At 57.4% G+C, this 25,874-nt stretch carries 21 protein-coding genes; 7 read left to right on the top strand and 14 right to left on the bottom strand.

Translation table 11 applies throughout. The features are described from left to right. Positions 1 to 64: 64 nt before the first annotated feature. Together AACZ19_RS07490 and AACZ19_RS07485 are read right to left on the bottom strand one after the other, a co-directional pair. On the bottom strand, positions 65 to 1,150 hold the full coding sequence (locus tag AACZ19_RS07490) for an ABC transporter ATP-binding protein (RefSeq protein ID WP_339632549.1): 1,086 nt from the start codon (positions 1,148 to 1,150) through the stop codon (positions 65 to 67). Further along, positions 1,147 to 2,868 (bottom strand): iron ABC transporter permease, encoded by a 1,722-nt coding sequence (locus AACZ19_RS07485; RefSeq protein ID WP_339632547.1) that lies wholly within the window; start codon positions 2,866 to 2,868, stop codon positions 1,147 to 1,149. Before AACZ19_RS07485 ends, AACZ19_RS07490 begins: the two co-directional genes overlap by 4 nt. 363 nt (positions 2,869 to 3,231) lie before the next feature. Between AACZ19_RS07485 and AACZ19_RS07480 the strand changes: the two genes are divergently transcribed. Beyond that, a complete protein-coding gene (locus tag AACZ19_RS07480; protein ID WP_339632545.1) occupies positions 3,232 to 5,943 on the top strand; it encodes an ATP-binding protein in 2,712 nt (903 codons plus the stop codon). On the opposite strand, the gene scpB is transcribed toward AACZ19_RS07480, so the two are convergent. Genes scpB through AACZ19_RS07450 form a run of 6 tightly spaced genes read right to left on the bottom strand, consistent with a single transcriptional unit; the run spans position 5,940 to position 10,971 of the window. Beyond that, positions 5,940 to 6,542: an SMC-Scp complex subunit ScpB gene (gene scpB, locus AACZ19_RS07475; RefSeq protein WP_339632543.1), complete on the bottom strand. Its 603-nt coding sequence runs from the start codon at positions 6,540 to 6,542 to the stop codon at positions 5,940 to 5,942. The genes AACZ19_RS07480 and scpB overlap by 4 nt on opposite strands. Next, positions 6,539 to 7,333: a ScpA family protein gene (locus AACZ19_RS07470; protein WP_339632541.1), complete on the bottom strand. Its 795-nt coding sequence runs from the start codon at positions 7,331 to 7,333 to the stop codon at positions 6,539 to 6,541. The genes scpB and AACZ19_RS07470 overlap by 4 nt, the downstream gene beginning before the upstream one ends. 49 nt (positions 7,334 to 7,382) lie before the next feature. Further along, positions 7,383 to 8,069, bottom strand: coding sequence for a site-2 protease family protein (locus AACZ19_RS07465; RefSeq protein WP_339632539.1), 687 nt, complete (start codon positions 8,067 to 8,069; stop codon positions 7,383 to 7,385). A gap of 10 nt (positions 8,070 to 8,079) precedes the next feature. Beyond that, the gene (nagZ, locus tag AACZ19_RS07460) at positions 8,080 to 9,114 is read right to left on the bottom strand and encodes a beta-N-acetylhexosaminidase (protein ID WP_339632537.1); all 1,035 of its coding nucleotides are present in this window, start codon (positions 9,112 to 9,114) and stop codon (positions 8,080 to 8,082) included. Beyond that, the gene (locus tag AACZ19_RS07455) at positions 9,101 to 9,946 is read right to left on the bottom strand and encodes an SPOR domain-containing protein (RefSeq protein ID WP_339632535.1); all 846 of its coding nucleotides are present in this window, start codon (positions 9,944 to 9,946) and stop codon (positions 9,101 to 9,103) included. The genes nagZ and AACZ19_RS07455 overlap by 14 nt, the downstream gene beginning before the upstream one ends. Next, the gene (locus AACZ19_RS07450) at positions 9,946 to 10,971 is read right to left on the bottom strand and encodes a DALR anticodon-binding domain-containing protein (protein ID WP_339632533.1); all 1,026 of its coding nucleotides are present in this window, start codon (positions 10,969 to 10,971) and stop codon (positions 9,946 to 9,948) included. Before AACZ19_RS07450 ends, AACZ19_RS07455 begins: the two co-directional genes overlap by 1 nt. Positions 10,972 to 11,090: 119 nt before the next feature. On the opposite strand from AACZ19_RS07450, the gene erpA reads away from it, so the two are divergent. The 3 genes from erpA (at position 11,091) to AACZ19_RS07435 (ending at position 13,262) form a co-directional block, all read left to right on the top strand. Next, positions 11,091 to 11,441 carry an iron-sulfur cluster insertion protein ErpA gene (gene erpA, locus AACZ19_RS07445; RefSeq protein ID WP_339632532.1) on the top strand — a complete coding sequence of 117 codons (351 nt, stop codon included), beginning with the start codon at positions 11,091 to 11,093 and terminating at the stop codon, positions 11,439 to 11,441. 67 nt (positions 11,442 to 11,508) lie between these two features. Next, positions 11,509 to 12,276, top strand: coding sequence for an exodeoxyribonuclease III (gene xth / locus AACZ19_RS07440; protein WP_339632530.1), 768 nt, complete (start codon positions 11,509 to 11,511; stop codon positions 12,274 to 12,276). 80 nt (positions 12,277 to 12,356) lie between these two features. Next, a complete protein-coding gene (locus tag AACZ19_RS07435) occupies positions 12,357 to 13,262 on the top strand; it encodes a hypothetical protein (RefSeq protein ID WP_339632528.1) in 906 nt (301 codons plus the stop codon). Here AACZ19_RS07435 and ilvD read toward each other — a convergent pair. Continuing rightward, entirely contained in the window at positions 13,259 to 15,112 is a 1,854-nt protein-coding gene (gene ilvD / locus AACZ19_RS07430) for a dihydroxy-acid dehydratase (protein ID WP_339632526.1), read from the bottom strand. The two genes, AACZ19_RS07435 and ilvD, sit on opposite strands and share 4 nt — an antisense overlap. A gap of 201 nt (positions 15,113 to 15,313) precedes the next feature. Between ilvD and AACZ19_RS07425 the strand changes: the two genes are divergently transcribed. Beyond that, the gene (locus tag AACZ19_RS07425) at positions 15,314 to 16,981 is read left to right on the top strand and encodes an OmpA family protein (RefSeq protein ID WP_339632524.1); all 1,668 of its coding nucleotides are present in this window, start codon (positions 15,314 to 15,316) and stop codon (positions 16,979 to 16,981) included. 15 nt (positions 16,982 to 16,996) lie between these two features. On the opposite strand, the gene AACZ19_RS07420 is transcribed toward AACZ19_RS07425, so the two are convergent. Beyond that, positions 16,997 to 18,556: a long-chain-fatty-acid--CoA ligase gene (locus AACZ19_RS07420; protein WP_339632522.1), complete on the bottom strand. Its 1,560-nt coding sequence runs from the start codon at positions 18,554 to 18,556 to the stop codon at positions 16,997 to 16,999. A gap of 171 nt (positions 18,557 to 18,727) precedes the next feature. On the opposite strand from AACZ19_RS07420, the gene AACZ19_RS07415 reads away from it, so the two are divergent. Beyond that, complete coding sequence (locus tag AACZ19_RS07415) at positions 18,728 to 19,141, top strand: PaaI family thioesterase (RefSeq protein WP_339632520.1); 414 nt, start codon at positions 18,728 to 18,730, stop codon at positions 19,139 to 19,141. 12 nt (positions 19,142 to 19,153) lie between these two features. On the opposite strand, the gene AACZ19_RS07410 is transcribed toward AACZ19_RS07415, so the two are convergent. Next, positions 19,154 to 19,579 (bottom strand): hypothetical protein, encoded by a 426-nt coding sequence (locus tag AACZ19_RS07410; protein ID WP_339632519.1) that lies wholly within the window; start codon positions 19,577 to 19,579, stop codon positions 19,154 to 19,156. 241 nt (positions 19,580 to 19,820) lie between these two features. Beyond that, complete coding sequence (locus AACZ19_RS07405) at positions 19,821 to 21,275, bottom strand: amidase (protein WP_339632517.1); 1,455 nt, start codon at positions 21,273 to 21,275, stop codon at positions 19,821 to 19,823. 205 nt (positions 21,276 to 21,480) lie between these two features. Between AACZ19_RS07405 and AACZ19_RS07400 the strand changes: the two genes are divergently transcribed. Then, a complete protein-coding gene (locus AACZ19_RS07400) occupies positions 21,481 to 22,224 on the top strand; it encodes a phosphatase PAP2 family protein (RefSeq protein WP_339632515.1) in 744 nt (247 codons plus the stop codon). Between the two features lie 30 nt (positions 22,225 to 22,254). Here AACZ19_RS07400 and AACZ19_RS07395 read toward each other — a convergent pair whose 3' ends face one another. Further along, positions 22,255 to 24,993, bottom strand: coding sequence for a valine--tRNA ligase (locus AACZ19_RS07395; protein ID WP_339632513.1), 2,739 nt, complete (start codon positions 24,991 to 24,993; stop codon positions 22,255 to 22,257). A 77-nt stretch (positions 24,994 to 25,070) separates the two neighbouring features. Then, on the bottom strand, positions 25,071 to 25,793 hold the full coding sequence (locus AACZ19_RS07390; protein WP_339632511.1) for a DUF2497 domain-containing protein: 723 nt from the start codon (positions 25,791 to 25,793) through the stop codon (positions 25,071 to 25,073). Positions 25,794 to 25,874: the final 81 nt, after the last annotated feature.

The raw sequence follows: 25,874 nt of genomic DNA, 5'->3' as shown, positions 1-25,874 counted from the left end.
TCCGAAAGAACAATGCGAAACGTTCTTCGCTTTATATAAAGGTCTATAGGGGTTTATACGACAATTAATTGACGTTTGATACGGGTTTATCAACGATTTTGGCATTTCCGGCCGATGGAAAAACAAAAACTCCGCTCATATTGAGGCTGATAGAGCAGTTTTCCCCGACGTTCGGCTGATAGGCAGAGGCCACGCGCGCCGTCGCCCGGTATCCGCTGTCAAACTCGATATCGACCAGGCTATAGGCCCCGAGAGTGCGCGACAACACGACTTTACCACCGGGTTTTGCGGAATCAGTCTCCTGCAGGAAGCGGATTGCTTCGGGTCGGACAAGAACCTCGCTGATCGCCGCCGCGTTCACACCGTCCGGCACCGGTATCCGGCCAAGGTCGGAGATAAGCTCTCCCGCCTCTGAGCGCACCGGCAGGCGGTTCACATCGCCGAGAAAAGACGCCACGAATTCATTCACCGGATGGTTATAGAGGTCCGCGGCGCTTCCTTTCTGCACAATACGGCCCTGCTGCATCAGGACAATCTCGTCCGCCATTCGCATGGCTTCCTCGGGATCATGGGTCACCATCAGCACGGTTGTTCCCATTTCCTTGAGCAGCGCCAGCGTCTCATCCCGCACCCGGTTACGCAGCACCACATCCAGCCCGGAGAAAGGTTCATCCATCAGCATGATCCGGGGATTGGGTGCCAGCGCCCGCGCCAGCGCGACCCTCTGCTGCTCCCCGCCGGACAGCATATGGGGGTATTTCCTTGCGGAGCTGGCAAGTCCGACAGTTTCCAGCATGGCTCGCGCCCGTTTTCGCCGCACATCCTGCGATTGGTTCGACAGGCCAAACGCAACATTATCTTCCACCGTCAGATGCGGAAACAGGGCGTAATCCTGAAACATCAGCCCGACACGGCGGTCTTCCGGCCCAACGAAAACGGCATCGTTCGCCATCACCTCGCCCTGGATGCTGATGTCCCCGGAAAACGGCACCTCCAGACCGGCGGCAAGGCGCAATGTCGTGGATTTACCGCAACCAGACGGCCCGAGCAGGCAGACCACCTTGCCCGCAGCCACTTCCAGATGCTCAATATTGACCGAGTTCACGCCATCATAGCGATGACGGACATTTCTGAAGACGAGATTACTCATAACACAGGACGATCCGCTTGATTTTTCTGGCCCGGACGGGAGCGGGCGATTGCCCGGCTGAGAATGATGACCGGCAGAATGCCGACGATGACAATGGCAAGGGACGGCCCCGCCGCATCGGTCAGCCGCTCGTCACTCGCCATTTCATAGGCCTGGATCGCCAGTGTGTTAAAGCCGAACGGCCGGAGTACCAGTGTTGCCGGAAGTTCCTTCATAACATCGACAAAGACCAGCAGCAGCGCCGTCATCAGGCTACCGGAAATAATGGGAATATGCACGCGGGTCAGCTTGCCAAGACCGGTCACGCCGAGTGTTCGCGCCGCGCGGTCCATATTGGGCGTAATTGTGTCCGCCCCCGCCTCCACCGTATTCAGCGAGATGGCGAGAAACCGGACGATATAGGCGAACAACAACGCCGTCATTGTCCCGCTCAGCAACAATCCCGTGGAAATGCCGACCGTCTCCCGCATCCAGTGATCGATCGTGTTGTCGATAAAGCCGAAGGGCAGCAATATTCCAACGGCCAGCACCGGCCCCGGCACCGCATAGCCCATGGATGCGATTCGCAAGGCGCCCTGCTCCGTCCGCGAAGGGGCACCCCGCTCCCTGCGAAGGCCATAGATCAGAACCAGCGCCAGCAGGAGCGACAGGATCGCCGCCAGCAGCGCCACCCCGACGCTGTTCAGCACCAGCACGGGAAACCGCTCGTTGAAGATGACATCGAAATGCGCGTAGCTGTCTTTAACCAACCAGCCCGTCGGCAGGAGAAATCCGAAGAAAACCGGCAAAGCACAGGCCAGTATCGCCAGCAGCTGCCGTCCCCGGCCAAGCCGATAGCGGGTGATCTTCTGGTAACGGCCCGTCGCCTGATGGAACTTGCGCTTGCCGCGATTGAACCGCTCGATCAGGATCAGGGAGAAAACAAACAACATCAGAACCGCCGCGAGCTGCGCCGCGGCCGCCGGCTCCCCAAGGCCGAACCAGGTCCGGTAGATCCCGGTGGTGAAGGTATCGACGGCGAAAAACTGCACGGTACCGAAGTCGCTCAGCGTTTCCATCATCGCCAGCGCCAGACCGGTGACAATCGCCGGGCGGGCAAGTGGCAGGGCGATCGAGAAAAAACCGCGCCACGGTCCGCGCCCAAGGGTCCGCCCGACTTCCAGCGCACAGATCGATTGTTCCAGAAAGGCGGTGCGGCTGACCAGATAGACGTAAGGGTAAAGCACCAGGCCGAGCATGGTAATCGCACCGCCCAGAGTCCGGATCGCCGGAAACCAGTAATCGGCACGGCCCCAGCCGAACGCCTCGCGCAGGAATGTCTGTACGGGCCCCGCGAAATCGAGCATGCCGGTATAGGTATAGGCAATGATATAGGCGGGCATGGCCAGCGGCAGGAACAGCGCCCAGGAAAACAGCCGCCGTCCCGGAAACTCGCACATGGTGACGAGCCAGGCCGTCCCTACCCCGATAACCAGAACAACCGCCGCCACGCCTAGGCCCAGAAACAGAGTATTGTAGAGATAGACTGGCAGGACCGTGCTCGCCAGATGGGCCCAGACATCCGCGGCCGGCACAAAGACATAGCCGAACACCACCAGTACCGGAATGGACAGCACCAGCGCCGTCAGCAGCACAAGCAGCGTCGTCACCGACATGCCCTTGCGCCGCCGCCCCTGACGCATCAGGGGTTGCTGATTTTCGAATTCCAGTACGGCCAATAAATATCCTCATTGCAGATTGCGGTGCGCGGCCTGCATACGCCGTCCGGCACAATTCGTAAATAATAATCAGTTGCAATGCGAATGGGAAGGTTGATTTCAGCGGCAAATCGCCGCGCTGGCGGAAATGACCGTCGCGCTCATCTCCCTTGCGTGCAGATCGACATCATCAATTGCATGGAAGGTATTGTTTTTAATATATATTCGCAGACGAAAGCGCCTACCCACACAGCTTGAAAATATGTAAATCGGCTCCGAATGGCTCCCAGACATTTTATTAACTATTTTCCGTTACGTATTAGGGAATGCTTTTTTAATAAGTTCTACGCCATTTCTCATCAGGCGTCGGGGAGAGCGATTTAAATGACCGCGCGCGCTTTGTTTCGCTGTTTTCTGTGGATGATACTTCTCGTTGCTGAGAGTCTATTCACGTCGATTGCAGTACAAGCTGATACGATCTTGATCGCGGAAAGCACGGCGACAGACCAGTCCCCCTCAGACAGCATAAAGTATCTGGAAATAATTGTTGGCGCCTCCCTGCTTATTATCCTTGGAATGCTGATCTGGGCGCTTTCTTTGAAAAAAAATGTCAATGCAACATCAGAAGCACTCGAACAAGAGCTATCGGCCAAGCGGAAGATGAAAAAAGACCTGCAGCTTCAAAACGATCTGACACGCGAGGTCAGCGCCCTCGCCGACATTGGTGGCTGGCAATATGATTATGCGAGCTCCAAACTCGTTTGGAGTCCAGTGGTCTACAAGATTTATGAGGTTGCGGACGATTTCATTCCAGACATCAAGAATGCAACCAGTTTCTTCGCCCCGGAAGTCCAGGAGCAGGTTAAGGCGGAATTCCGTCAGGGCGTGGCTGACGGCTCCGGTTGGGATATCGAACTTCCGGTAGTCACCGCAAAAGGTAACCGGAAATGGGTTCGCTCCCGCGGCAAATGCGAGATGAAGGACGGCGAAGTCGTAAAAGTATATGGCGCCGTTCAGGATATATCGCTCCATAAAAAGAATGAATTGGATATGCAGCGGCAAAAAGACCTGCTGGAGCAGATCGGCGCTCTTGCCATCGTCGGCGGTTGGGAAATTGACTTGCGCACAAATGAACATCGCTGGAGCAAAAACATATATAAAATCCACGAACGTCCGAAAGACTTCAATCCCAACGTCGAAACGGCAATCGAGTTATATGCGCCGGAAGCAAGAGACACCATTCGCGCTGTCTACAATCAGGCGCTAGTAGACGGCAAAGGCTGGGATATTGAGGTTCCCCTGCTGACGGCCAAGGGAAACCGCAAATGGGTCCGCTCCCACGCCCAATGCGAAATGGCGGATGGCAAGGTCGTACGCCTCTATGGATTGACGCAGGATATCACCCGCTATCATGACGTGGAAAACCAGCTCAAACAAAACCAGGAAGAGCTTTCAAACCGGATTCTCGATATGGAATTCGCCCGTCAGCAGGTTGAAAAGCAGGCAGAAGAACTTGTCGCTCTTGCTGAGGAGCAGAATTCTCTCCGCGCCAAAGCGGAAATTGGCGAGAAGAGCAAGGCCGAATTCCTGGCGATCATGAGCCATGAAATCAGAACACCCATGACCGGCATTATCGGCATGACAGACCTCCTTCTCGCGGAAAACCTGACACAAGAGCAACAGAAGAAAGCGCAAACCATCAAGAATTCAAGTGAACTCCTTCTCACTATTCTGAATGACATCCTTGATCAGTCAAAACTCGATTCCGGAAAATTCGAGCTCAGCAATATTGATATCCGCCTGACCGATCTCATTCAGGACACCCTCGCGCTTATGACGGACAAGGCTGAAAGCAAGGGGCTCTCTCTTGACTACCATCCGACCGGCGATTTGCCGGCAGGAATCAATATCGATTCCATGCGGCTTCAGCAGATCCTGATCAACTTGATGTCAAATGCGATCAAATTTACGGAAGCAGGCGAAATCGGCTTGAACGTAATGCAGGACACGACCGCTGAAGGCGGAAAAATTCTCCGCTTTGAAGTCATTGACCAAGGTATCGGCATTTCCGAAGATCAGCTCTCGCGCCTCTTCCAGAGATTTGAACAGGCGGATGCCTCTACGGCCCGGAAATATGGCGGCTCCGGCCTTGGACTTTCCATCTGCCGACAGCTTATCGACCTGATGGGGGGCGATATCGGCGTGAAAAGCGAACTTGGAAAAGGGAGCAGCTTCTGGTTCACGGTCCCGCTGCATGAAGTCGGAGTTGAGCAGCTTGCAGATGACGTATATGAGTCGTCGGTCGCGCAAGATCTATCCCTGCATATCCTGCTTGCCGAGGACAACGCCGTCAATCAGACCCTCATCTCCACCATGCTGGAGGCTGCCGGGCATACAATGGAGATTGTCGATAACGGACAAAAGGCGGTAGAAGCGGTTCTTGGCGGTAACTTCGATCTCGTCCTGATGGATGTGCGTATGCCGGTTATGGAAGGACCGGAAGCCACAAGACGCATTCGGGCCAGCGGTCATAAAAATGCCGCCATCCCGATTGTGGCGCTGACTGCCGACGCGATGAAAGAAACCATTCCCCAGTTTCTTGAGGCCGGAATGAATGCAGTGGAAACAAAACCGATCCAGCTTCCGAAGCTGCTGAAAACGATCGAAACGGTCGTTACTGCATCCGGAGGCCATGCTGCCAATGACATATTGGCAGAACCTCCGGTCGTGATTTCTTCCGCCGTCGAAATCGGCGATACGGCGAAAATGATCGAACTCAACAAATTACTGGATAGCGACGCCATGGATAGCTTGATTGATGATGCCGCCCAGTCGATTGCCAGCAGCATCGCCGATATCAAGACCGGTATCATTGACGGAAACAACGACGATGTTCTGCGTTTCACCCATACAATCAGGGGGATGTGTGCCTCCCTCGGGGCTGTCCGTCTTGTCGAAGAAGCGTCCTTTATCGCAGAGAATATCGACGACCTGGATCAAATACAGGCTTTCTTGCCAAATTTTGAGGCAACCGCCGAGCAAACGATCGAGTGGTGGAACCAGTTTATCCCGGCAAAACAGAAGAATATTGCCTAAAGCTCCTCTTCCTCCTCATCCTCCAGCTCGTCTTCCTCTGCCTTGGCGAGATCACTGAAAATACCACTAGGCTCGGTACTGAGCAGGCCAGCGGCCTTCATTTCATCGAAGCCGGGTAGGTCCTTGATGTCATCCAGCCCGAAATGGATCAGGAAATCCTCGGTCACCCCGTAGGTGACGGGACGGCCCGGCGTCCGCCGGCGTCCGCGCGGCCGGATCCAGCCCGCCTCGAACAACACATCCATGGTGCCACGGCTGAGGCCAACGCCGCGTATTTCCTCGATCTCGGCGCGCGTCGCTGGCTGGTGATAAGCGATAATCGCCAGTGTTTCGAGCGCCGCGCGGCTTAACCGGCGGGTTGTCTCCCGCTCTTCCTCCAGCAGCCAGGACAGGTCCGGCGCCGTGAGAAAGGTCCATTTTCCGGCAAGCCGCGTCAGGTTCACACCCTTGTGGCGGTAATGCTCCTCAATGGTCGCAAGTATCGCCGGAATTTCCGCCCCGTCGGGCAATCTTTGGGCCAGTGTCGCCTCATCCAGCGGTTCCTTTGCCGCAAACAGCAGCGCTTCGGCCATGCGCACATGTTCGGGATCGATACTCATTCCCCGCTTTTCCTCTTTTTTACCTGAATGGGGCCAAAGGTCGCTCCCTGCCGGAGTTCGAGTTGCCCCTCTTTCACCATCTGCAGGCTCGCCAGCAAAGTCGAGGCCTGGGCCGAGCGGCGGCGGAACGGATCGGACAGGTTATCGGGCAGGTAGGCCATCAGGTCTGTCCATTCGGGCAATGTGCCCAGCATTTTTTCAAGCCGCTCCAGCGCTGCCTCGACCGAGAAGACCGCATCACGCATCAATCTCAGCGGATTGTCATTTCCTTTGCGCTCCTTCTGCTCGGCATAAGCCTGCAACAAGTCACGCAGCGAGCATTCAAATTTCGACTGGCGGATGATCCGCACGCCTTCCGGGCGCCCACGCTGAAACCGGTCACGCCCAATGATACTGCCATTTGTCAGCTTCTCTGAAGCCGCGCGCATGGCCTCCAGCTTTCTCAGCATGAAGGCCAGCCGGTCCGCCAGTTCCTCCCCGCTCGGGCCGTCATCTTCCTCCGCCGGGAGCAGCAGCCGAGATTTCAGGTACGCCAGCCACGCCGCCATCACCAGATAGTCCGCCGCCACCTCAAGGCGCAGCGCATGGGCCTGCTCGATAAATGTGAGATACTGCTCGGCCAGGTCGAGGATGGAGATTTTCAGAAGGTCGACCTTCTGGTCGCGGGCGAGCACCAGAAGCACATCCAGCGGCCCTTCATATCCGTCCAGATCAACGAGTAGCGCATGGGTCGGCAGCGGGATGACATCGGGGTTTTTCTGCCCCGCCTCCTCGAAGGAGCCCTTATCCACGGCGCACCGCCTTGCTTGAAAATCGAGACCCGGTCAACATGGCCAAAACTTAGACCAGACCGGCCAAATTGGCAATCAGATTGACCACATATCCAATGGGCACCGTCAGGAGCCAGCGGATCGGATCAAAGTCCGAGCCAAGCCAGCGGCTGATCATGGGAACGAGAAAGATCGCGCCAATCAGGATGAAGAAGCCATAGCGTTCCAATCGGGCGAGCGGTATGGCCAGCGCATCGGGCAAGATGCCGACGGCGACCCGTCCGCCATCCAGCGGCGGCAGAGGGATAAGATTAAAAACACCCAGTATCACATTGAGAATAATTCCGTTTTGGAAGTTCTCCGCAAACCAGCGAACCGTACCTCCCGGCAGGAATGGCAACAGGTGAAAGCCGAGCGCAAACAACAGCGCCAGCGCAAAATTCATCCCCGGCCCGGCAAGCGCGACCCAGATCATGTCCCGGCGCGGACTGTTGAGGCGCGCAAAATTCACCGGGACGGGCTTGGCATAGCCGAACAGGAACGGCGCCTTAACCAGCAGAAGAACCCCCGGAATGATGATAGTGCCCATAGGGTCGATATGCTTGAACGGATTGAAGGTTACCCTCCCCTGCCGCTTGGCCGTATCATCGCCAAGCTTCCAGGCAACGAACCCATGGGCGGCTTCATGCAGGGTGATTGCGGCCAGCGCCGGGACAATCCAGACAGAAATCTGGTAAAGAATACCGCTTATATCCACGAAATGATCCCTATTCTGCGCTCAGCAATTCATCCAGCCGGGCCTTGTCGGCCTTGGTATCAATCGGCGGCGGCGTATGCTCGAAAACCCGGTTTCCAAGATCGATCCGCGCCAGGGCCTTGTCGCCGAGCTTCGGGCAGACCTCGGCAACCGCCTTCATTTCTTCCAGTTTGCCGGAACAATGCAGGACAATATCTACCCCGGCGGCCAGCGCCGCCTGCGCCCGTTCGGCCAGGTCGCCGCTCAATGCCTCCATATTGAGATCGTCAGTCAGCAATAACCCGTCAAAGCCGATAATCCCGCGAATAACGCCGTCAATCACTGCCCTAGACTGGGTTGCCGGTGCCTCCGCATCGATATCCTCAAACACGATATGGCTGGTCATCCCCCATGGCAGTAGGGAGAGCGCCTTGAACGGCGCGAAGTCGGCCTCCTGCAACTCCGTGGCCTTTGTCGACACATGCGGCAGTGCCTTATGGCTATCCACAGTCGCGCGGCCATGGCCGGGCATATGTTTGACAACGGGAATGATCCCCGCGGTTAGCATTTCCTCCGCCACGACGGCGCCGAGACGGGCGACAACCTGCGGGTCGGCAGCAAGGGCACGGTCCCCGATGGCATCGACCGTCTCCGGCAGGTGAAGATCGAGACAAGGCGTGCAGTTCACCGTAATATCCGCCGCCTGCAAATCCGCCGCGATCAGCCGCGTTGTCAGCCGAAGCGCCTCGATCGCCCGGTCGGGATCGGTTTCATATAGCGCGCCGAAATAGCCGAGCGGTTTCGCTTCGAACCAGTCCGGCGCGCGAAGGCGTTGCACCCGCCCCCCTTCCTGATCGATCAACACCGGGGCATCGGGACGCCCGACTGCCGTGCGCAGCGATTTCACCAGCTTTTTCAGCTGCTTCGGGCTTTCCACATTACGGGCGAACAGGATGAAGCCCAGGGGCTGCTCCGCCTTGAAGAACTTCTTCTCCGCCGACGAGAGCTTCGTCCCCTCACAGCCGAAGATAACGGTCCGGCAGTTGGAAAGATCAGCCCCGGACAACGAGACAATCCTGTTTCTGTGCCTTCAGATCATTGCAAAGCTGGTTGGCGCTGTCGCGATTGCTGAACGCGCCGACCTGCAATCGGAAATAAGTTCCCTTGTCCTCGACTTTCACATCCTGAACGCGATGACTGACATCGGAAAGCATGGACTTGAACTTGCTGTTAAGCGTTTGCCACTGCTTTTCCGCCGCATCCGGGGAGCGGAAGGAGCCGACCTGAACCCGATACAGCGGACCATCGGACTTTGGCCCCTCGATTTTCGTCGGCGCAGGCGCCACCGCAACCTCGACCTTCTCTTCGGTGGCGGGTTCGTCCGTCGTGGTGGCAGCAGAAACGGTTTCCTCTACCTTCTCCGCTGTACTTTCCACGACTTCCCCGACCTTGGCGCCCGCCTCGGCGGCGTCCTTTGTCACCTCTTCGACCAGATTATCAAGCTTGTCCTCATCCGAGGCTTTCTCCGCATCGGTCACGGTAAGCTCGGTCTTTTCCTCCGGCGTGGCATCTTCCGGCGGCGGCATCAGCTGTTCAACCTTCTCCGGCGCGTCGCCCGATTGCAGGACGCTGAAGACCTGCTTGTCCTGATTGGGAATATCCATTCCACCCGGATCTTCGGGCTTTTCCTTGACCGGGGAAGTATCGGCGCTGATGATCGGCGGCGCCAGCTGCACACCCTTTTTCACACCCTGATCATAGGCATACCAGATGCCGATGCCGAAGCCACCAACGATCACCGCGGCAAGAACGGCGCCGATCCATTTCTTCCGGCTTATTCCCGGTTCCTCATCGCCGTCATAAAAATCATCATCGGGATAATCATCTTGACCAGACACTACGCATACTCCTTTACCATGTCGACGCCGAGAACACGCACGCCGTCGTTTATTACCGCATCCAGCGCGCCCAGCAATTGCAACCGTGCAGGCCGCGCCTCAAGCACCGTCAGATATGTCGATGACACAGGATGCACAATGTCAAAAAGGCGGAAGAAAAGCAAGGAAAGCTCCTGCAGATGCGCTGCCAGATGAAACCCGTCCGCCGCCTTCAGGGCTCTTTCCACGGCAAGCGGCCCGCTGCACAGCCCGCGCGCCAGCGTCACCTCTTCCGGTAGTGTGAGGACTGACATATCCACCCCGTTCTTCGCCTCTGCTTTCGCCTGTTCCGATGTGGCCCCAAGGCGGCCCAGCATCATTCGCGCATAGGGAATGGCGAAAACGGGGTTATCATAGGTCCTGTCTATGGCCAAAATAGGGCTGAAGGCGTCGATAAATCCCGCCGGATTGGCAATCAGGGCAAAGTGCGTCTTCACCTCGGTGCATCTGCTGATGGCGGCGGCGAGCGGAAAGCCTACTGCAGGGCGCTGTGGCAATTCTTCTTGCTCGATGTCAATCCCCGAAAGCATCGAGAGTTCCGCCATAGCTGCCGCGTTCACCTGCTGACGGCAGCTGAGAAGATCATTCACCTCCGCCGGCATCGGCACTGCCACCGCCTCCAACGTCATCCCGTCGAGCCCATAGGCCGCGCCCTTCTCGATGATAAGGGGCAGCTGATCCAGCCAGAACTCCGGCCGGTACCTTATGTTGATATAGTCATTTCCCTCATGACGCACCTCGTCCATGCCTTCCAGTCTCTCAAATGCAGAAACGAGGCTTTTTTCTATAGAATCAAAACTTATTTCCTGTTTTGATTTCAAAAGGATAAGTATATTTGTTGATAAATCACCCCAACTTCGCTCCCGGGGAGGACGTAAAACAGCCTCTTTCAGGATTTCCTGGCGCACCGCGTCCGGTAGGGCCTCTATGTCCTCAAGCGCAGTTTTTAGCGCCTTTCGGGCCTGATTAAGGTAGCTGATAGACATGGCAGGCGTTACATTTCCGGACAGTCAATTGACAAACATGCTTAGGATTAATACATCATTTGTTGTATAGTCTCTATAACGAAGGGCGCGTATCTTCGGATTTTGGGAATGAAGTGAACATGTCAGTCATGGATAAAATGGAGCCGCCGGTCAAGCTTTCGGCTCAGGCGGCCGACCGGATTAACACTATTGTCGAGGAAATGAACTCCGACAAGAAGATGCTGCGCGTTGCCGTCAATGGCGGCGGCTGCTCTGGCTTTCAATACAGCTTTGACCTTGAGGATACACAGAACCCCGACGATGTCGCCGTCACCAATAATGGCGCCACCCTGCTCGTCGATCAAATGTCGCTGATGTATCTCGCCGGATCGGAAATCGATTTTGTCGAGGATATGATTGGTGCCTCCTTCCAGATCAAGAACCCCAACGCCACCGCGTCCTGCTCCTGCGGGTCGTCATTTGCCATTTGATTGAGGCGGCAAAGATGCTAGAAAACAAGCCCGGTGCCAACCCGGGCTTTTTTAATGGGATCACGTGATGAAGATTGCCAGCTGGAACATCAATTCAGTGAAAGCGCGCCTGCCACGGCTTGTCGATTACCTGAAAGACTACACGCCGGATGTGCTCTGCCTGCAGGAGCTGAAAGTCATCGACGATAATTTCCCGCGTCTGGAAGTGGAAGAGCTTGGCTATAATGTCGAAACCCATGGCCAGAAAACTTATAACGGCGTCGCGATCCTCTCCAAGTTCCCGATCGAAGATGTCATGCGCGGCCTGCCCGGCGACGATGAGGATGATCATGCCCGCTATATCGAGGCGACGGTCAACAACGTCCGCATTGCCTCCATCTATCTGCCGAACGGTAACCCGACGGACACGGAGAAATTCCCCTACAAGCTCGGCTGGATGGACCGGCTGATCACGCGCGCGCAATATCTCCTCTCGCTGGAGGAGGCCATCGTGCTCGCGGGCGACTACAATGTCATCCCGCAGGATGAGGATTGCTACGATCCCAAGGCCTGGGAAGGCGATGCCCTCACCCGCCCCGAGAGCCGCCACCGCTTCCGCCAGATCCTCAACCTTGGCTATACAGACGCCTACCGCGCCTTCACGACCGAGATCAACTATACCTATTGGGATTATCAGCGCGGCGCTTGGGCCAAGGACCATGGCATCCGCATCGACCATCTCCTCCTCTCCCCGAAGGCTGCCGACCGCATGGATCTGGTTGGCATCGACAAGGGCCCGCGCGGGCAAGAAAAACCCTCCGACCATACCCCGATCTGGGTCGAGATTTCGGACTAGGGTCAGGACCCTAGTTCAGAAAAATATTAAGAATTCCCGGCTATACTGCCCCCTTTCAGTGAACCAAAGGGGCGCAAGTTATGGGCCGGTATGGAAAAATTGAACTGATCACCGAGGCCGAGGCGCTAAAAAGCCCGGCGCTGCTGACCGCGAAAATGTCCTGGGTCGGGCATTTGATCGTTGCGCTCTTCTTCCTCGGCTGGAGCGTCGGTTTCCCGCTGTTTCTCATGAGCAACGGCGTGTTCAGCACGGGCGATACTTTTTTCAGTTTGATTTTTGCGGGATTTATCTGGATCTTCTGCAGCGTGATTGTCCTGACCTGCGTGCTGGCGGGCCTCGTCTTTCTCTTCTCCGCCCTTGCCGCCCTGAAGAAAAGCAACTGGACCCTTCGCGCCGCGCCGGAGGGGATTTACCTCAAGCTTCGCAATTACAGCGATCACCGACTGAATACCGCCGACCCCATCGTCGCCTTTTTCCCGAAACGGGAAATCCGCGCCCTCAAATTTGTCGGGCAGAAGACCCGCATGGTCGCCGATGCGGACGTACAGGAGGATAATCAGGTCCATAAGGAAGAAAGCCTGGAGATTACGCTCTACGGGGACGATCTGGCCCTGATCGAGGCAACGCTAGAAGAAGAGCGTACCCGCAAGGGACCGACCTGGATCAAGGGGGTGACGACGCGGGCAAAAGGCGCAGCGGTCCGACTGTTCCCCGAAAGCGGCGTGATCCGTGTCGACTGGAAAACCCGCAAGACCCGCCTCACCCCGTCGGTGAAGACCGCAAGAGCCGTTCTGGACGGTCTCTATCACACAGAGACGGAGGAAATGCCAGAGGAAGCCCCGCTCGACACTCTGTCAAAGGAGCGCCAAGAAGACCGCCTCCGCGAGATGGTCCGCCGCGGCGACGCCATCGGCGCCACCGCCCTGGTGCGCGAGACCCAAGGCCTCACCCTGACAGAGGCGCATCAGTATCTGAAGAACCTCTAGCGCTTCAGCTGATCGACGTCGCGGACGGCGCCGCGGGAGGCGCTGGTGGTGAGTGCGGCATAGGCACGGAGCGCGGTGCTGATCTTGCGCGGGCGCGGCGCGGTTGGCGCCCAGCCGGCATCACCTTTCGCGTCCATCCTGATCCGGCGGTCAGCCAGTTCCTCATCAGAAACGCGCAGGTTAATCGTCCGGTTCGGGATATCGATATCGATCATATCCCCCTCCTCAACCAACCCGATGTCGCCGCCTTCCGCCGCTTCCGGCGAGACATGGCCGATGGACAGGCCGGAAGTGCCGCCGGAGAAGCGCCCGTCGGTCAGCAGCGCACATTGCTTGCCGAGACCCTTCGATTTCAGATAGGAGGTCGGGTACAGCATTTCCTGCATGCCGGGCCCGCCCTTCGGTCCCTCATAAACAATGACAACCACATCACCGGCCTTGATCTTGTCGCCGAGGATTGCCTCGACGGCGGTGTCCTGGCTCTCGAAAATGCGGGCCGGACCTGAAAAGACAAGGCTGTCCTTGTCGACCCCGGCGGTCTTCACGATACAGCCCTCCAGCGCGATGTTGCCATAGAGAACAGCAAGCCCGCCATCCTGGCTGTAGGCGTTTTCCTTTGAGCGGATACAGCCGTTCACCCGGTCCGCGTCAAGGTCCGGATAGCGTTTCGACTGGCTGAATGCCTCCGTCGTGCGGACGCCGCCGGGACCGGCGCGATAAAATTCCTGAACCGTGTTGCTACGGGACTTGACGATATCCCAGAGCTCGATCGCCTCCGCCATGGTCGGGGAATGCACGGTCGACACCTCATTATGCAGCAGATCCGCGCGGGAAAGCTCGCCTAGGAGCGCCATGATGCCGCCCGCGCGATGGACATCCTCCATATGATAGGTCTGGATGCTCGGCGCAACCTTGCACAGATGCGGCACCCGGCGGCTCAGGCGGTCGATATCCTCCATCTTGAAGTCAACCTCCCCTTCCTGCGCGGCGGCAAGAAGATGCAGCACCGTATTGGTCGAGCCGCCCATGGCGATATCGAGCGTCATTGCATTCTCGAACGCCTTGAAGTTGGCAATCTCGCGCGGCAGCAGGCCCGGCTCGTCCATTTCATAGTGGCGGCGGGTGATATCGACGATGGTCCGCGCCGCATCGAGGAAGAGCTGCTTGCGGTCCGCATGGGTCGCCAACATGCTGCCGTTACCGGGCAGCGCAAGGCCCAGCGCCTCGGTCAGGCAGTTCATGGAGTTGGCCGTGAACATACCCGAGCAGGACCCGCAGGTCGGGCACGCCGAGCGCTCGACTTCCGCGACCTGCTCATCCGTCACAGTCGGGTCCGCCGCCTGGATCATCGCATCGATGAGGTCGAGGCCGATTTCCTTGCCGTCGGCCATGCCTTTCCCGGCCTCCATCGGGCCGCCGGAGACGAAGACAACCGGGATATTCAGCCGCATCGCCGCCATCAGCATGCCGGGCGTGATCTTGTCGCAGTTGGAAATGCAGACAAGCGCGTCGGCGCAATGGCCGTTGACCATATACTCGACCGCATCCGCAATCACCTCGCGCGAGGGCAGGCTGTAGAGCATGCCGTCATGGCCCATGGCAATGCCGTCATCAACGGCGATGGTGTTGAACTCCTTGGCGACGCCGCCGCATTTCTCGATCTCCCGTGCGACCATCTGGCCAAGGTCCTTCAGATGCACATGCCCCGGCACGAACTGGGTGAAGCTGTTGGAAATGGCGATAATCGGCTTTTCGAAATCGCCGTCCTGCATCCCGGTCGCCCGCCAGAGCGCCCGCGCGCCCGCCATGTTGCGTCCTTGTGTACTGGTTTTCGATCGATATTGGGGCATGTCGCTCTCTTCTTTGAAGTCTTTATGCGTCAGATGTCACTTTCCTAACTAATACGATCCGCAGCCAAGAACAAGCACAAGGCCCGATATCTATCGCTCCACAAGGCTTTTATCGCAATTTTTCTACTTAAACTTGTTTATCATTTTTTATTTACTATTTTTAAGATTATTTCATACTACAGGACAAGAGGCCCCCAACCCATGCAATGCGAAGGAATAACCCGCGACGGCCATCGCTGTCGCAACAAAGCGCTCGATGACGAGATTTTCTGCGAGATTCACACGCGGGTGAACCGCACCTATAACCTGGCCCTGCTCGTGCCCTTTCTGACGACCTTGTTGCTCTGCTATTTCTTCGTCTTCGGGCTATTTTTTGAGACTTTGGTTTATGGGGTGTTCGATCTGAACTACCTGAAATATGCCGGACTTACCGATCTTTTCATCAGCATGTTCCGGACCGGCGGCATGCTGACAGTTCTTGTCCTCAAGATATGGGTCATCTATGCGGTCATTGTCGGAGTGATTTTTGGCCTCTGGCTGATTGTGAGTGTTATCCGCAAAACGTCGCACAAGCATTTGAAGCCGATGCGGCGCCTTAAGATCGTCGGCCTCAGCCTTGGCATATTCATCCTCAATATCCTGCACCGGTTTGTCATATTGATGCCCAAGAGAAACCGCCGCAATCCATCCCAAATCCTTGTCGGGCGCGAACACCTGGCTCTCTCGCTGCAACGCCACAGACGCGCGCTGACGTCCGATGGCGAGCCCGACCCGTCCAAGGCCGCCTCCGACATTTACCGGCGCTTCCTGGCGGTCAGCACGTTTAATAATCACCGGTTTTTCGTCTCCATCCTGCTGTTGGTGGTGGTATCCAGTGGCTCCATCCTCTATGCGGGCCATGACGCCCGGAAGATGCGCGAATGCATCATCCAGGTCGCCGACAAGAAGATTGTGCCCGCCGCGGAGGCCGCCGCCCCCTCTCTCTATCCGGGACTGAATATCTCAAGCCTCTGCCAGAGCTCCCTGTCGGACCCGCCCGAAGACGTTGATGTCACGGAAAAATTCAGGCGCAGCCTGATTAGTTTCTTCACCTTCCCGGTCGTCCTGCTGGCCCGTGGCGAGGAGACGGATCCGGTTCTCTATCTCGGGACTACGGCGCGGTTTGAGCTGTTCTTCAATGGCCAGACCCGCCTGCCCTTCTCCGTTCCCGTTGAAAATCTCGCGGCGCTTTTCGGCGATGGCAACGCGGAAGACTCAGAGCGCGTCAAGAGCCTGGAAACCCGCCTGGACGGGATAGAAAAGCTCGCGCAGAGTAACAGCAAGGCAATCGACAGCCTCGGGAAATCCGTGCAGCGACGAGAAGCGAGGAATACGGCAAACCTCCAGCACAAACTCAACGAACTGGAACAGAGCGCTGCGGAATCCGGCACGGCCCTTGCCGTGCTGCAACAGGGGCTGGATCGCATCGGCGATGTGCTGAACGCGGTGGAGCTGGAGCATACAGAGCGCATCGTCGGCACCATTCCCGATTCCTGCTGGCAGACTTCACCGCATATGGTTGTCACCTTCAGTGTGGGATCAACCCGTGTGACCGGCACAGAAACGAAGGAGCTGATCCGGCGCCTCGCCACAAACTATTCAGAGTCGGAAAGCCGTTTCATCGTCATCTCCGGCCATTCGGACCCGAGCGGGTCAACCTTCGATAACTACCGCCTGTCGCGAGCTCGTGCGAAGGAAGTCCACACCCTCATGCGAAGCGCAGGGCTGGATAGCAGCGCGCTCTATATGATCGGCCGGGGCGAGGATCACAGCAGCAGCAACCTGCCCCGCCGGCGGGTCGAGATCAGGGATTGCACCCGTGCGGAATGACGGAGTAGCAGATCGCTAGCTGACCTGCTTCTCCTTATCCGCCCAATAGGGCTTGCGGAGTTCCGTCTTCAGGATTTTGCCCGCGCCGGAAAGCGGCAGCGGATCGGTCACGAAGGCAACGCTGCGCGGGCATTTGAACCCGGCGATCAGGGTGTGGCTAAACTCGATCACATCCTGCTCGCTCGCGTCTTTTCCGTCATGCAGGCGGACGATGGCATGGACCTGCTCGCCCCATGTTTCATGGGGGATGCCGATCACTGCGCATTCCGCAACCGCCGGATGCTGATAGACCGCATTCTCAACCTCGGCGGAATAGACATTCTCCCCGCCCGAGATGATCATATCCTTCACCCGGTCGACGATATAGACGAAGCCCTGCTCATCCATATAGCCGCCATCACCGGAATGCATCCAGCCTCCCTTGAGCGCCTCAGCCGTCTGCTCAGGTTTGTTCCAGTAACCGAGCATGACATTGGCACCGCGCACGCACACCTGCCCAACGGTGCCATACGGTACTTCCTCGTCATTTTCATCGAAGATCCGCACCTCGCAGGCATAGGCGGGCCGCCCCGCCGACTTGAACCGTCCCGCATTCGGTCCCTCCAGCACGTGGAATTCCGGCCCCGTAAAGGTGACCAGCGGCGCGCATTCCGTCTGGCCATAGGCATGGGTGAAACCGGCATCGGGGAGAACTTCCAGCGCTTTTCTGATGACCGCTTCCGGCATCGGCGACGCGCCATAGATCACATCTTTCAGGCTGGACATGTCGTAATTGGCAATATCCGGGTCATTGACCACCATATTGACCATCGTCGGCACCAGCAGGGTATTGGTGATCTTGTGTTCCTGCACCGCCTCCATCGTGCCCTTGGGGGTGAAGCCCGGAATGAACACATGCACGCCAAGCCCCATGGTCGTGCCGAACACCGCCGCCCCGTCCGCAATATGGAACATCGGCGCCACATGCAGCCAGCGGGCGTCTTCTTCAAAACTGAAGCAGGGCATGGCGTTGAGCGTGTTGGTGATGAAGTTCGTATGGCTCAGCATCACGCCTTTCGACACACCGGTCGTGCCGCCAGTATAGAACAGCCCGGCAAGATCATCGAAGCCCCGTCCTGCATCCTGAACCGGATCATGGCCCGCCACCAGCTCCTCATAGTTCAGCATCTCCGCCGGGGTCTCCCCGTCGCCGATATAGATTACCTTGCGCAGGCTGGAGACCGTTTTTCGCAATTCCGGCACGACGCCCGCGAAGTTATCATCCACCAGCAGGATTTCCGAGCCGGAATCGTTCAGCCAGTAAGCGAACTCCGGCACCGCCAGCCGCGTATTGACGGGCACAAACACCCCTCCCGCCCAGGGTGTCGCATAATAAAACTCCAGATAACGGTCCGAGTTATGGGCGAGGATGGCGACCCGCTCCCCTTCCGTAATACCATGGCTGCGAAGCGCGCCGGCAAATCGCTGTACCCGCTCGGCGAACTGGGCGTAGCTATGCTCCCGGCCCGCACAGATAGTGGCGACGCTGTCGCCTTTGGTCTGGACGGCGCGCGTCAATAACTGTGAAATATACATTCCCTGCTCCCTGTTTGTTTTTCCAAAGTATCAGAGAAATCGCGCCGAAGGTAAAGGGGTGTGTATCTGCAAATCATATCGAGGGTGCCGGGGCTTCCGGATTGGATATTGCCTGTCAGGGAAACATGCGCCATCCTAATGCTTCCATTTCTTCAGCAAAACAGGCCTTCAATGACAGTCATCACCCTCAAGGAAGCGGAAGACTTCTATAACAACAGCTTTTCCCCCTGGATCAAGGCGCTCGACATCAGCTTTACCGCCATCGGCCGCAACAGCGCGACGTTGCGCATCCCCGCCTCGCCCAACATAAACCGCCTCGGCGGCATGATGTGCGGGCAGGCAATCATGGCGCTTGCCGATACGGCGATGGTCTTCGCCGTCGCTGCCAGCGCGGGCTCCTTCGTCAATATGACATCGGTGAATATGCAGACGACCTTTCTCCGACCGATGGAGGGCGGCGAGCTGTTCGCCGATGCGCGGGTCATCAAATCCGGGCGGCGCCTTGTCTATGGGGATGTGAATATGCATGCGGGCGATCCGGATAAGCCGGTTACCCATGTTACCACCAGCGTCATGTTGCTTTAGCGGACAGCCCGACTATTTGCGAAAGTAAGGCTCCTGCCGCGCATCATCGATCAGGCTTTCGGACAGTTTGGGCGTTGCCAGCCGGAACTTCTTCGAAATCGAGGGTTTTCTGTCATCGAAAATCTCATCGAGGTTATCATTGTCCCCGGCGCCCATCCGGATCACATTCTCCGTCGCCTCGCCAAAGGCTTGCCGGGCCGGGCGAAACCCGCGCGCCAACAGGGAATGATAGTGCCAGGCATTATAGACAAATATAAAGACCGGCAGGGAGAAGCCCAGCGTCGCGATATTCATCAGCGACATGCCGACAAAGCCCAATACATGCCCCCGGTACAACGCCGGAAAAGGACCAAAAAACAGGCATGTCCAGGAAATGCCTGTATAGGCTGTCGCGTGCTTACGTGTCTGCGGCTCAATCATCGGAATGGCGTATGCCATTGGTCCCTCCTGACCTGATTTGCGGCTCAAGCCAAGTCCACACCGATTTTCCGGAAATCAGGGGCCTCGGCAATCATGCACTTGCCCCTAGGGATACCAAGATTTCGTAAACAAAACCTTGCGATCAACGTCCAACTTTAGGCAAGTTTTACACACACTTACGCTACTGGGAATAATTGACCCTAGAATCAGATAGTTAGGATTGAGAGGCGGAATTAAGGCAATTTCGCGATCTATGATGTCAGGAATATGATGGCGGCGGGGTAAAGCCGCCGAAGGCCTCCTCGATCAGCTGGCAGAGCCTGAGCGCCGTGCGATCCTCGCCATACGCCGCGACGGCTTGCAAGCCCATCGGCAGGCCGGACGGGGTCAGCCCGATCGGCACAACGGTCGAGGGCAGGTCGACCATGTTGGAATAGCCCGCCCAGAACATCTGGTCCGTACTCGGCTGTGGATTGCCATTGATGTCGATCATGCGGTCCTGCCGCTCCCCCGCCTGGTTCTGGGGAAAGGCGGGCCCGGCGGCAGCCGGACAGATCAGAATGTCATAATCCTCGAAAAAGGCCTGCCATTTGCGGGCCATCAGATGCCGCTCGTTATTGATCCGGAGCCATTCCTTATGCGGCATCGTTCCCGCCCGCGCCATCAGGGTGAGATAACTTTTATCATCCGCATCGGCCTTGGCCGCGATTTCCCGGAACCTTTGCAGCTGTTCCTCATTCAGCGCGCCGGAAGTGGCGGCCCTGAGCAGCAGGATATAGGTTTCATAGGCGGCATCGATGGGAATATCCGGCCGCGCATTCCGATCAACTTTCGCGCCAGCCGCCTCCAGCTTGTCGGCGATGTTGTTCAGCGCCGCCTGATAATCGTTATCGACATCGAACCCTTCCGCCGCCGTCATCAGGCCTATACGGAAATCGGAAAGACGCCGGTGACGCGCCGGTTTCAGATCGAGTTTCCAGGCGGCATTCTGCGGGTTTCCCGCCCCGGCCATCACATCGAGTGCAATTTCAAGATCGAAGGCCGAGCGCGCGATCGGCCCAAGAACTGCAATATCATTATCTGCGACGATTCCCGGCGGCTTCTGGCCATGGCCTGGAATAACGCCATAGGTCGGCTTGTGACCGCAGACGCCGCAATAATGGGCCGGGTTGCGGATGGAGGCGCCAATGTCGGAGCCGATCTCGATCCCGCTGAGGCCCGCCGCCATCGCCGCCGCCGACCCGCCGGAGGAGCCGCCCGGCGTCCGAGTCAGGTCCCACGGATTATTCGTCGTCCCGTAAATATCATTGAAGCTCTGCCAGTCGGCGAGCATGAAGGGCACATTGGTCTTGCCGAAGATATTCGCGCCCGCATCGAGAAGCCGTTGGACGCTCAGCGCATTTTCCTCCGGAAAGTGATCCTTCCACGCCGGATTGCCCCAGGTCGAGGGGCTGCCGACAAGATTATAACTTTCCTTGATCGTCATCGGCACGCCCTGCAGCGGGCCCAGCCGGTCGCCCCGGATGCGCGCTGCGTCCGTCTCGCGCGCCCGTTTTCGCGCTGACGTCTCGTCCATCCAGATCACGGCATTAAGGTCGCCGTTATATTTATTGATCCGGTCCAGATAATGATCGAGCAGTTCCTCGGCACCGATCTCTCCAATGGCGATCATCGCGGCCTGCTGGCGGGCGGAGGCAAAATGTATGGCTGTCATGGCGGGGTTCTCCCTGTTGCGGAACCGGTTTGTCTCCGGCTTTTCATTGAAATTCTTGTAAGAGCAAGTCTAGAGCGAATTCGCCGTCCTACTCAATCAAAATATTGGGGCTTGAGCTTGCCCCGGAAAACCCGTTATATGCACCTGTCGGCGCGGGCGCCCGCGCCAAAACTGTCTGAGTCCGTCAAAGGATCGCGAATTTATCATGTCCAGTTCCGCTTCAAGACTTCGCCGATCGATATTGCTGCTGATCGTCTGTAATGCGCTTGCCGCCTTTCTGCTGGTCTCCAACTTCACTGGCCTGTATGACATCCTCTGGTCGGGTCTTGATACCGGCATATTCCGCGGCCTCAACGCAACCGTGACGCCGGACGGGGCCATGACCCATTTCTGGGCCTGGACGAACAGCAAGACATTCGATCAGGCTACCTTCGTCCTGATGCTCCTTATCTGTATCTATCTGGTGCTGTCGGCGAAGCGCGAAGATCGCATTGAGGTGATGGCGAAACTTGGTGCAATCACCTTCCTCATCCTGCTCGCGCTGCTGATCTCCAAGCGGATTATCGGGGAATTTTATCACCCGAGCCCCGGCCTCGCGCTGCAGCCCTATAATAATATCAACGACTATATTTCGGGCTATACGGTCAAGACATCGACTGACAATTCCTTCCCCGGCGACCATGCCATGACCAGCGCCCTGTTCGCGGGCGGCGTGATCCTGCTGTTCAACCGGCCCTATGTCGCGATATTGAGCGTTCTTCTGATGATATTCGTCAGCCTGCCGCGCCTCGCGGGCGGTGGGCACTGGTTCACTGACGTGATTATCGGCGGCGGCGCGGCTTGCCTGTTCCTGCTGCCCTGGCTGAAGATCAGCCCGCTGGTAAGCTGGATCGAGAGGGCTCTTCAATGGGCATGGGACAGGGCCCCGGCGTCTCTCAAAAGATTTTAGACGGGCGGCACTGCCGCCCGCGCGTTTGATCTAAAGCTCCGCGAGACGCGCGGCGGCGTCGTTCAGCTTGGCGAGCTGGGTTTCGGCATCGGCGAGCTTCGCTTTCTCGCCCGCCACCACCTCTTCCGGGGCGTTGGCGACGAATTTCTCGTTCCCGAGCTTCTTGTTCAGCCCCGTCATATAGCCCGACAGCTTGCCGATCTCTTTCTGAAGCCGCGCCTTTTCGGCATCGATATCCATCGCACCGGCGAGCGGGAGAACAACGGTCGCGCTCCTGTGCACGAACTGCAGCGCGCCCTTCGGCACCTCCGTATCGACTGTGCGATCCTCCAGCCGCGCCATGCGGGCAATGATATCCCAGTGGCGCTCAAGCCATGCCTTGTCCTCGGCGCTGCCCTCATTGAAGATAAGCGGAATTTTCGCACCCGCCGGGACATTCATCTCGCTGCGCACGCCGCGGATGCCGGTAATCAGCTCCTGCACCCATTCCATCTCCCCGGCCGACTCATAAATTTCAACGGGCAGAGAAACTAGTTTTAGACGACCTACGTCTAAATCTATTATTTGATTGAAAGTTCCATCTTCTTTACGTTCCACACGAAGCCTTGAGATGTTCTCTTCATATTTAGGCCAATCACTCAGCATTAAGAGGCTCTCTCGACCTACTCCAATCTGTTGCCAAATCTCCTCAGTCACGAAGGGCATAAAAGGATGCAGGATTTTCAGGATCTGGTCCAGCACCCAGGCCGCCGTCGCCTGCGCCTCTAGCTTGTTCGTACCATCACCCTGGAGCGGAAGTTTGGCGTATTCCAGATACCAGTCACAGAACACTTTCCAAACAAAATCATAGATCGCGTTGGACGCATCATTGAAGCGATAGCTTTCCAGCGCGTCGCGCACCGCCGCCTCGCATTTTACCGTCTCACCAACGATCCACTGATTGAAGATTTCCTTGACCGCAAAGGGATCGAAGCCGTCCGGCACCTTGCACTCATTCATCTCGCAGAAGCGCGCGGCGTTCCAGAGCTTGGTCGCGAAGTTGCGATAGCCCTCGACCCGCTGCTCGGAAAGGCGGACATCGCGGCCTTGCGCGGCGCTGGTGGTGAGGAAAAATCGCAGCGCATCAGCGCCGTATGTGTCCATCAGGTCCAGCGGATCGACGACATTGCCCTTGGATTTCGACATCTTCGCGCCATGTTCATCGCGGACAAGCGCATGGATATAGACCGTGTGGAACGGCGCTTCCTCCATGAAATGCAGGCCCATCATCATCATCCGGGCGACCCAGAAGAAGATGATGTCAAAACCGGTGACCAGAACGTCGGTCGGATAATAGCGCGCGAGCTCCGGCGTTTTCTCCGGCCAGCCGAGGGTCGAGAACGGCCAGAGCGCCGAGGAAAACCAGGTATCGAGCACGTCGTTATCCTGCGTCAGGTCAGTCTGGTTTCCGTAATGGTCCTCGGCGGCCTTGAATGCTTCTTCTTCCGTTTCCTCAACGAAGATCATGCCGTCCGGTCCGAACCAAGCGGGAATGCGATGCCCCCACCAGAGCTGACGCGAGATACACCAGGGCTGGATATTGCGCATCCAGTCATAATAGGTGTTGGTCCATTTTTCGGGCACGAATTTGGTCTTGCCACTTTCCACCGCGCGGATGGCCGGCTGGGCCAGTGTCGCCGCATCGGCGAACCACTGATCGGTGAGCAAAGGCTCGATCACCACGCCGGAGCGGTCGCCATAGGGCACCGTATGCGGATGGTCATCAATTTTCTCAAGCAGTCCGAGGCTTTCAATCTCGGCGACAACCTTCTTACGGGCGGCAAAGCGTTCCATCCCGCGATAGGCTTCGGGCACGGCGTCATTAAGATGGGCGTTCTCGTCCATGATATTGATGACCTCAAGATTGGCGCGCTTGCCAACCTCGAAGTCGTTGAAATCATGGGCCGGGGTAATTTTCACCGCGCCGGAACCCTGTTCCGGATCGGCATATTCATCCGCCACAATCGGGATGCGCCGCCCGACAATCGGCAGGATCGCGAACTTACCAACCAGATCGGTGTAACGCTCATCGTCGGGATGAACGGCAATGCCTGTATCGCCGAGCATGGTTTCGGGCCGGGTGGTCGCAACGGTGATAAAGCGTCCCTCTTCCCCCTCGACCGGATAGCGGAAGTGCCACATATGGCCGTTCACTTCCTGCTGTTCGACCTCAAGATCGGAAATCGCCGTGTGGAATTTCGGGTCCCAGTTGACCAGCCGCTTGTCGCGATAGATCAACCCTTCCTTATAGAGCTGGACAAATACCTTGCGGACGGCCTTGGAGAGCCCCTCGTCCATGGTGAAGCGTTCGCGGTTCCAGTCGCAGGTCGCGCCGAGGCGCTGGAGCTGCTGAAAAATCTGGCCGCCGGACTGGTCCTTCCATTCCCAGACCTTGTCGATGAATTTCTCGCGGCCGAGATCGTGGCGGGTGATGCCCTGCTCGCCAAGCTGGCGCTCGACCACCATCTGCGTCGCGATACCGGCGTGGTCCATGCCCGGTTGCCAGAGCACATCCTTGCCCCGCATCCGCTCGAACCGGATCAGCGCATCCTGCAGTGTATTATTGAGCGCATGGCCCATATGCAGGCTGCCCGTCACATTCGGTGGCGGAATGACAATCGTATAGGTCTCGTCGGTTTTGGCGCGTCCACAGGAAAACGCCCCTTGCTCCATCCATTTCGAATAGAGCTTTCCCTCGACCTCGTCGGGTCGATAAGACTTGTCCAGCATTGCTGAACCTTTCTTTATTGATTAGTCGGCAAATTTCGGGAGTAATATAGTCGGCTCACATCCCGGGAGGAAGGATTTTATTCTTCGTCGTCCGCCCGGTCCGCGAGCTTGCTCACTTCGCGCTCCACAATGCGCTGCACGATCTGGGGGAGGTTCTGATCGAGCCAGTCCTTCAATATCGGACGGAGCATATCCTTGACCATTTCTTCCAAAGTCGCATTCTTACCCATCTGCAATCCTCGTGATGATGCAACGGCACCGGCCAGATTGGCAAAGGCGGATGTCGTTGCGGCAATTGTCGGATCAGCCAGCAGATTGCTGCTGATTTTCTCGGCCGTCGCAGCGGCCACTTCAGGCTCGGGGTCCGCCTCTTCCGGCTCGGGTTCCGGTTCAGGTTCGGTCTCCGGCTCTGCCTCTGCCGCAATCGCGGCATCAATCTCGGCTTCGACGGCGTCCTCCTCGAATTCCTCATCAAGGGTGAGAGGCTCTTCTTCCTCCTCTTCCTCGACAGCATCCGTCAGTTCAAGGACATCCTCGTCATCGTCCGTTTCGGGCTCGGCTTCCATTTCGGGTTCCGGCTCGGGCTCGGGCTCGGGCTCGGGTTCAGCCTCAGGCTCGTCGTCCGCAGCCGCCTCAACCTCGGTATCCTCTTCCATGGTTTCAGCAACGTCTTCGTCAGAAGCTTCCGCGGTTGCGCCTTCTTCCTGACCCTCTTCCTCTCCATCTTCGGAAATGATCCGCCGGATGGAGGCAAGAATTTCTTCCATCGTCGGTTCTTGTTCTGTCGTTGGATCGCTCATCGTCAATTCACCATTGAAACCGGGGCCCTAGTTCACGAAACCTATGTCACGTATCGATATAAACCGCTCATTCAGTCAACT

Source organism: uncultured Sneathiella sp. (assembly GCF_963973085.1).
In the GTDB taxonomy this organism is placed as follows: domain Bacteria; phylum Pseudomonadota; class Alphaproteobacteria; order Sneathiellales; family Sneathiellaceae; genus Sneathiella.
The sequence above is the reverse complement of the archived record's forward strand: the minus strand, read 5'-3'. Positions and strand labels throughout refer to the sequence as shown.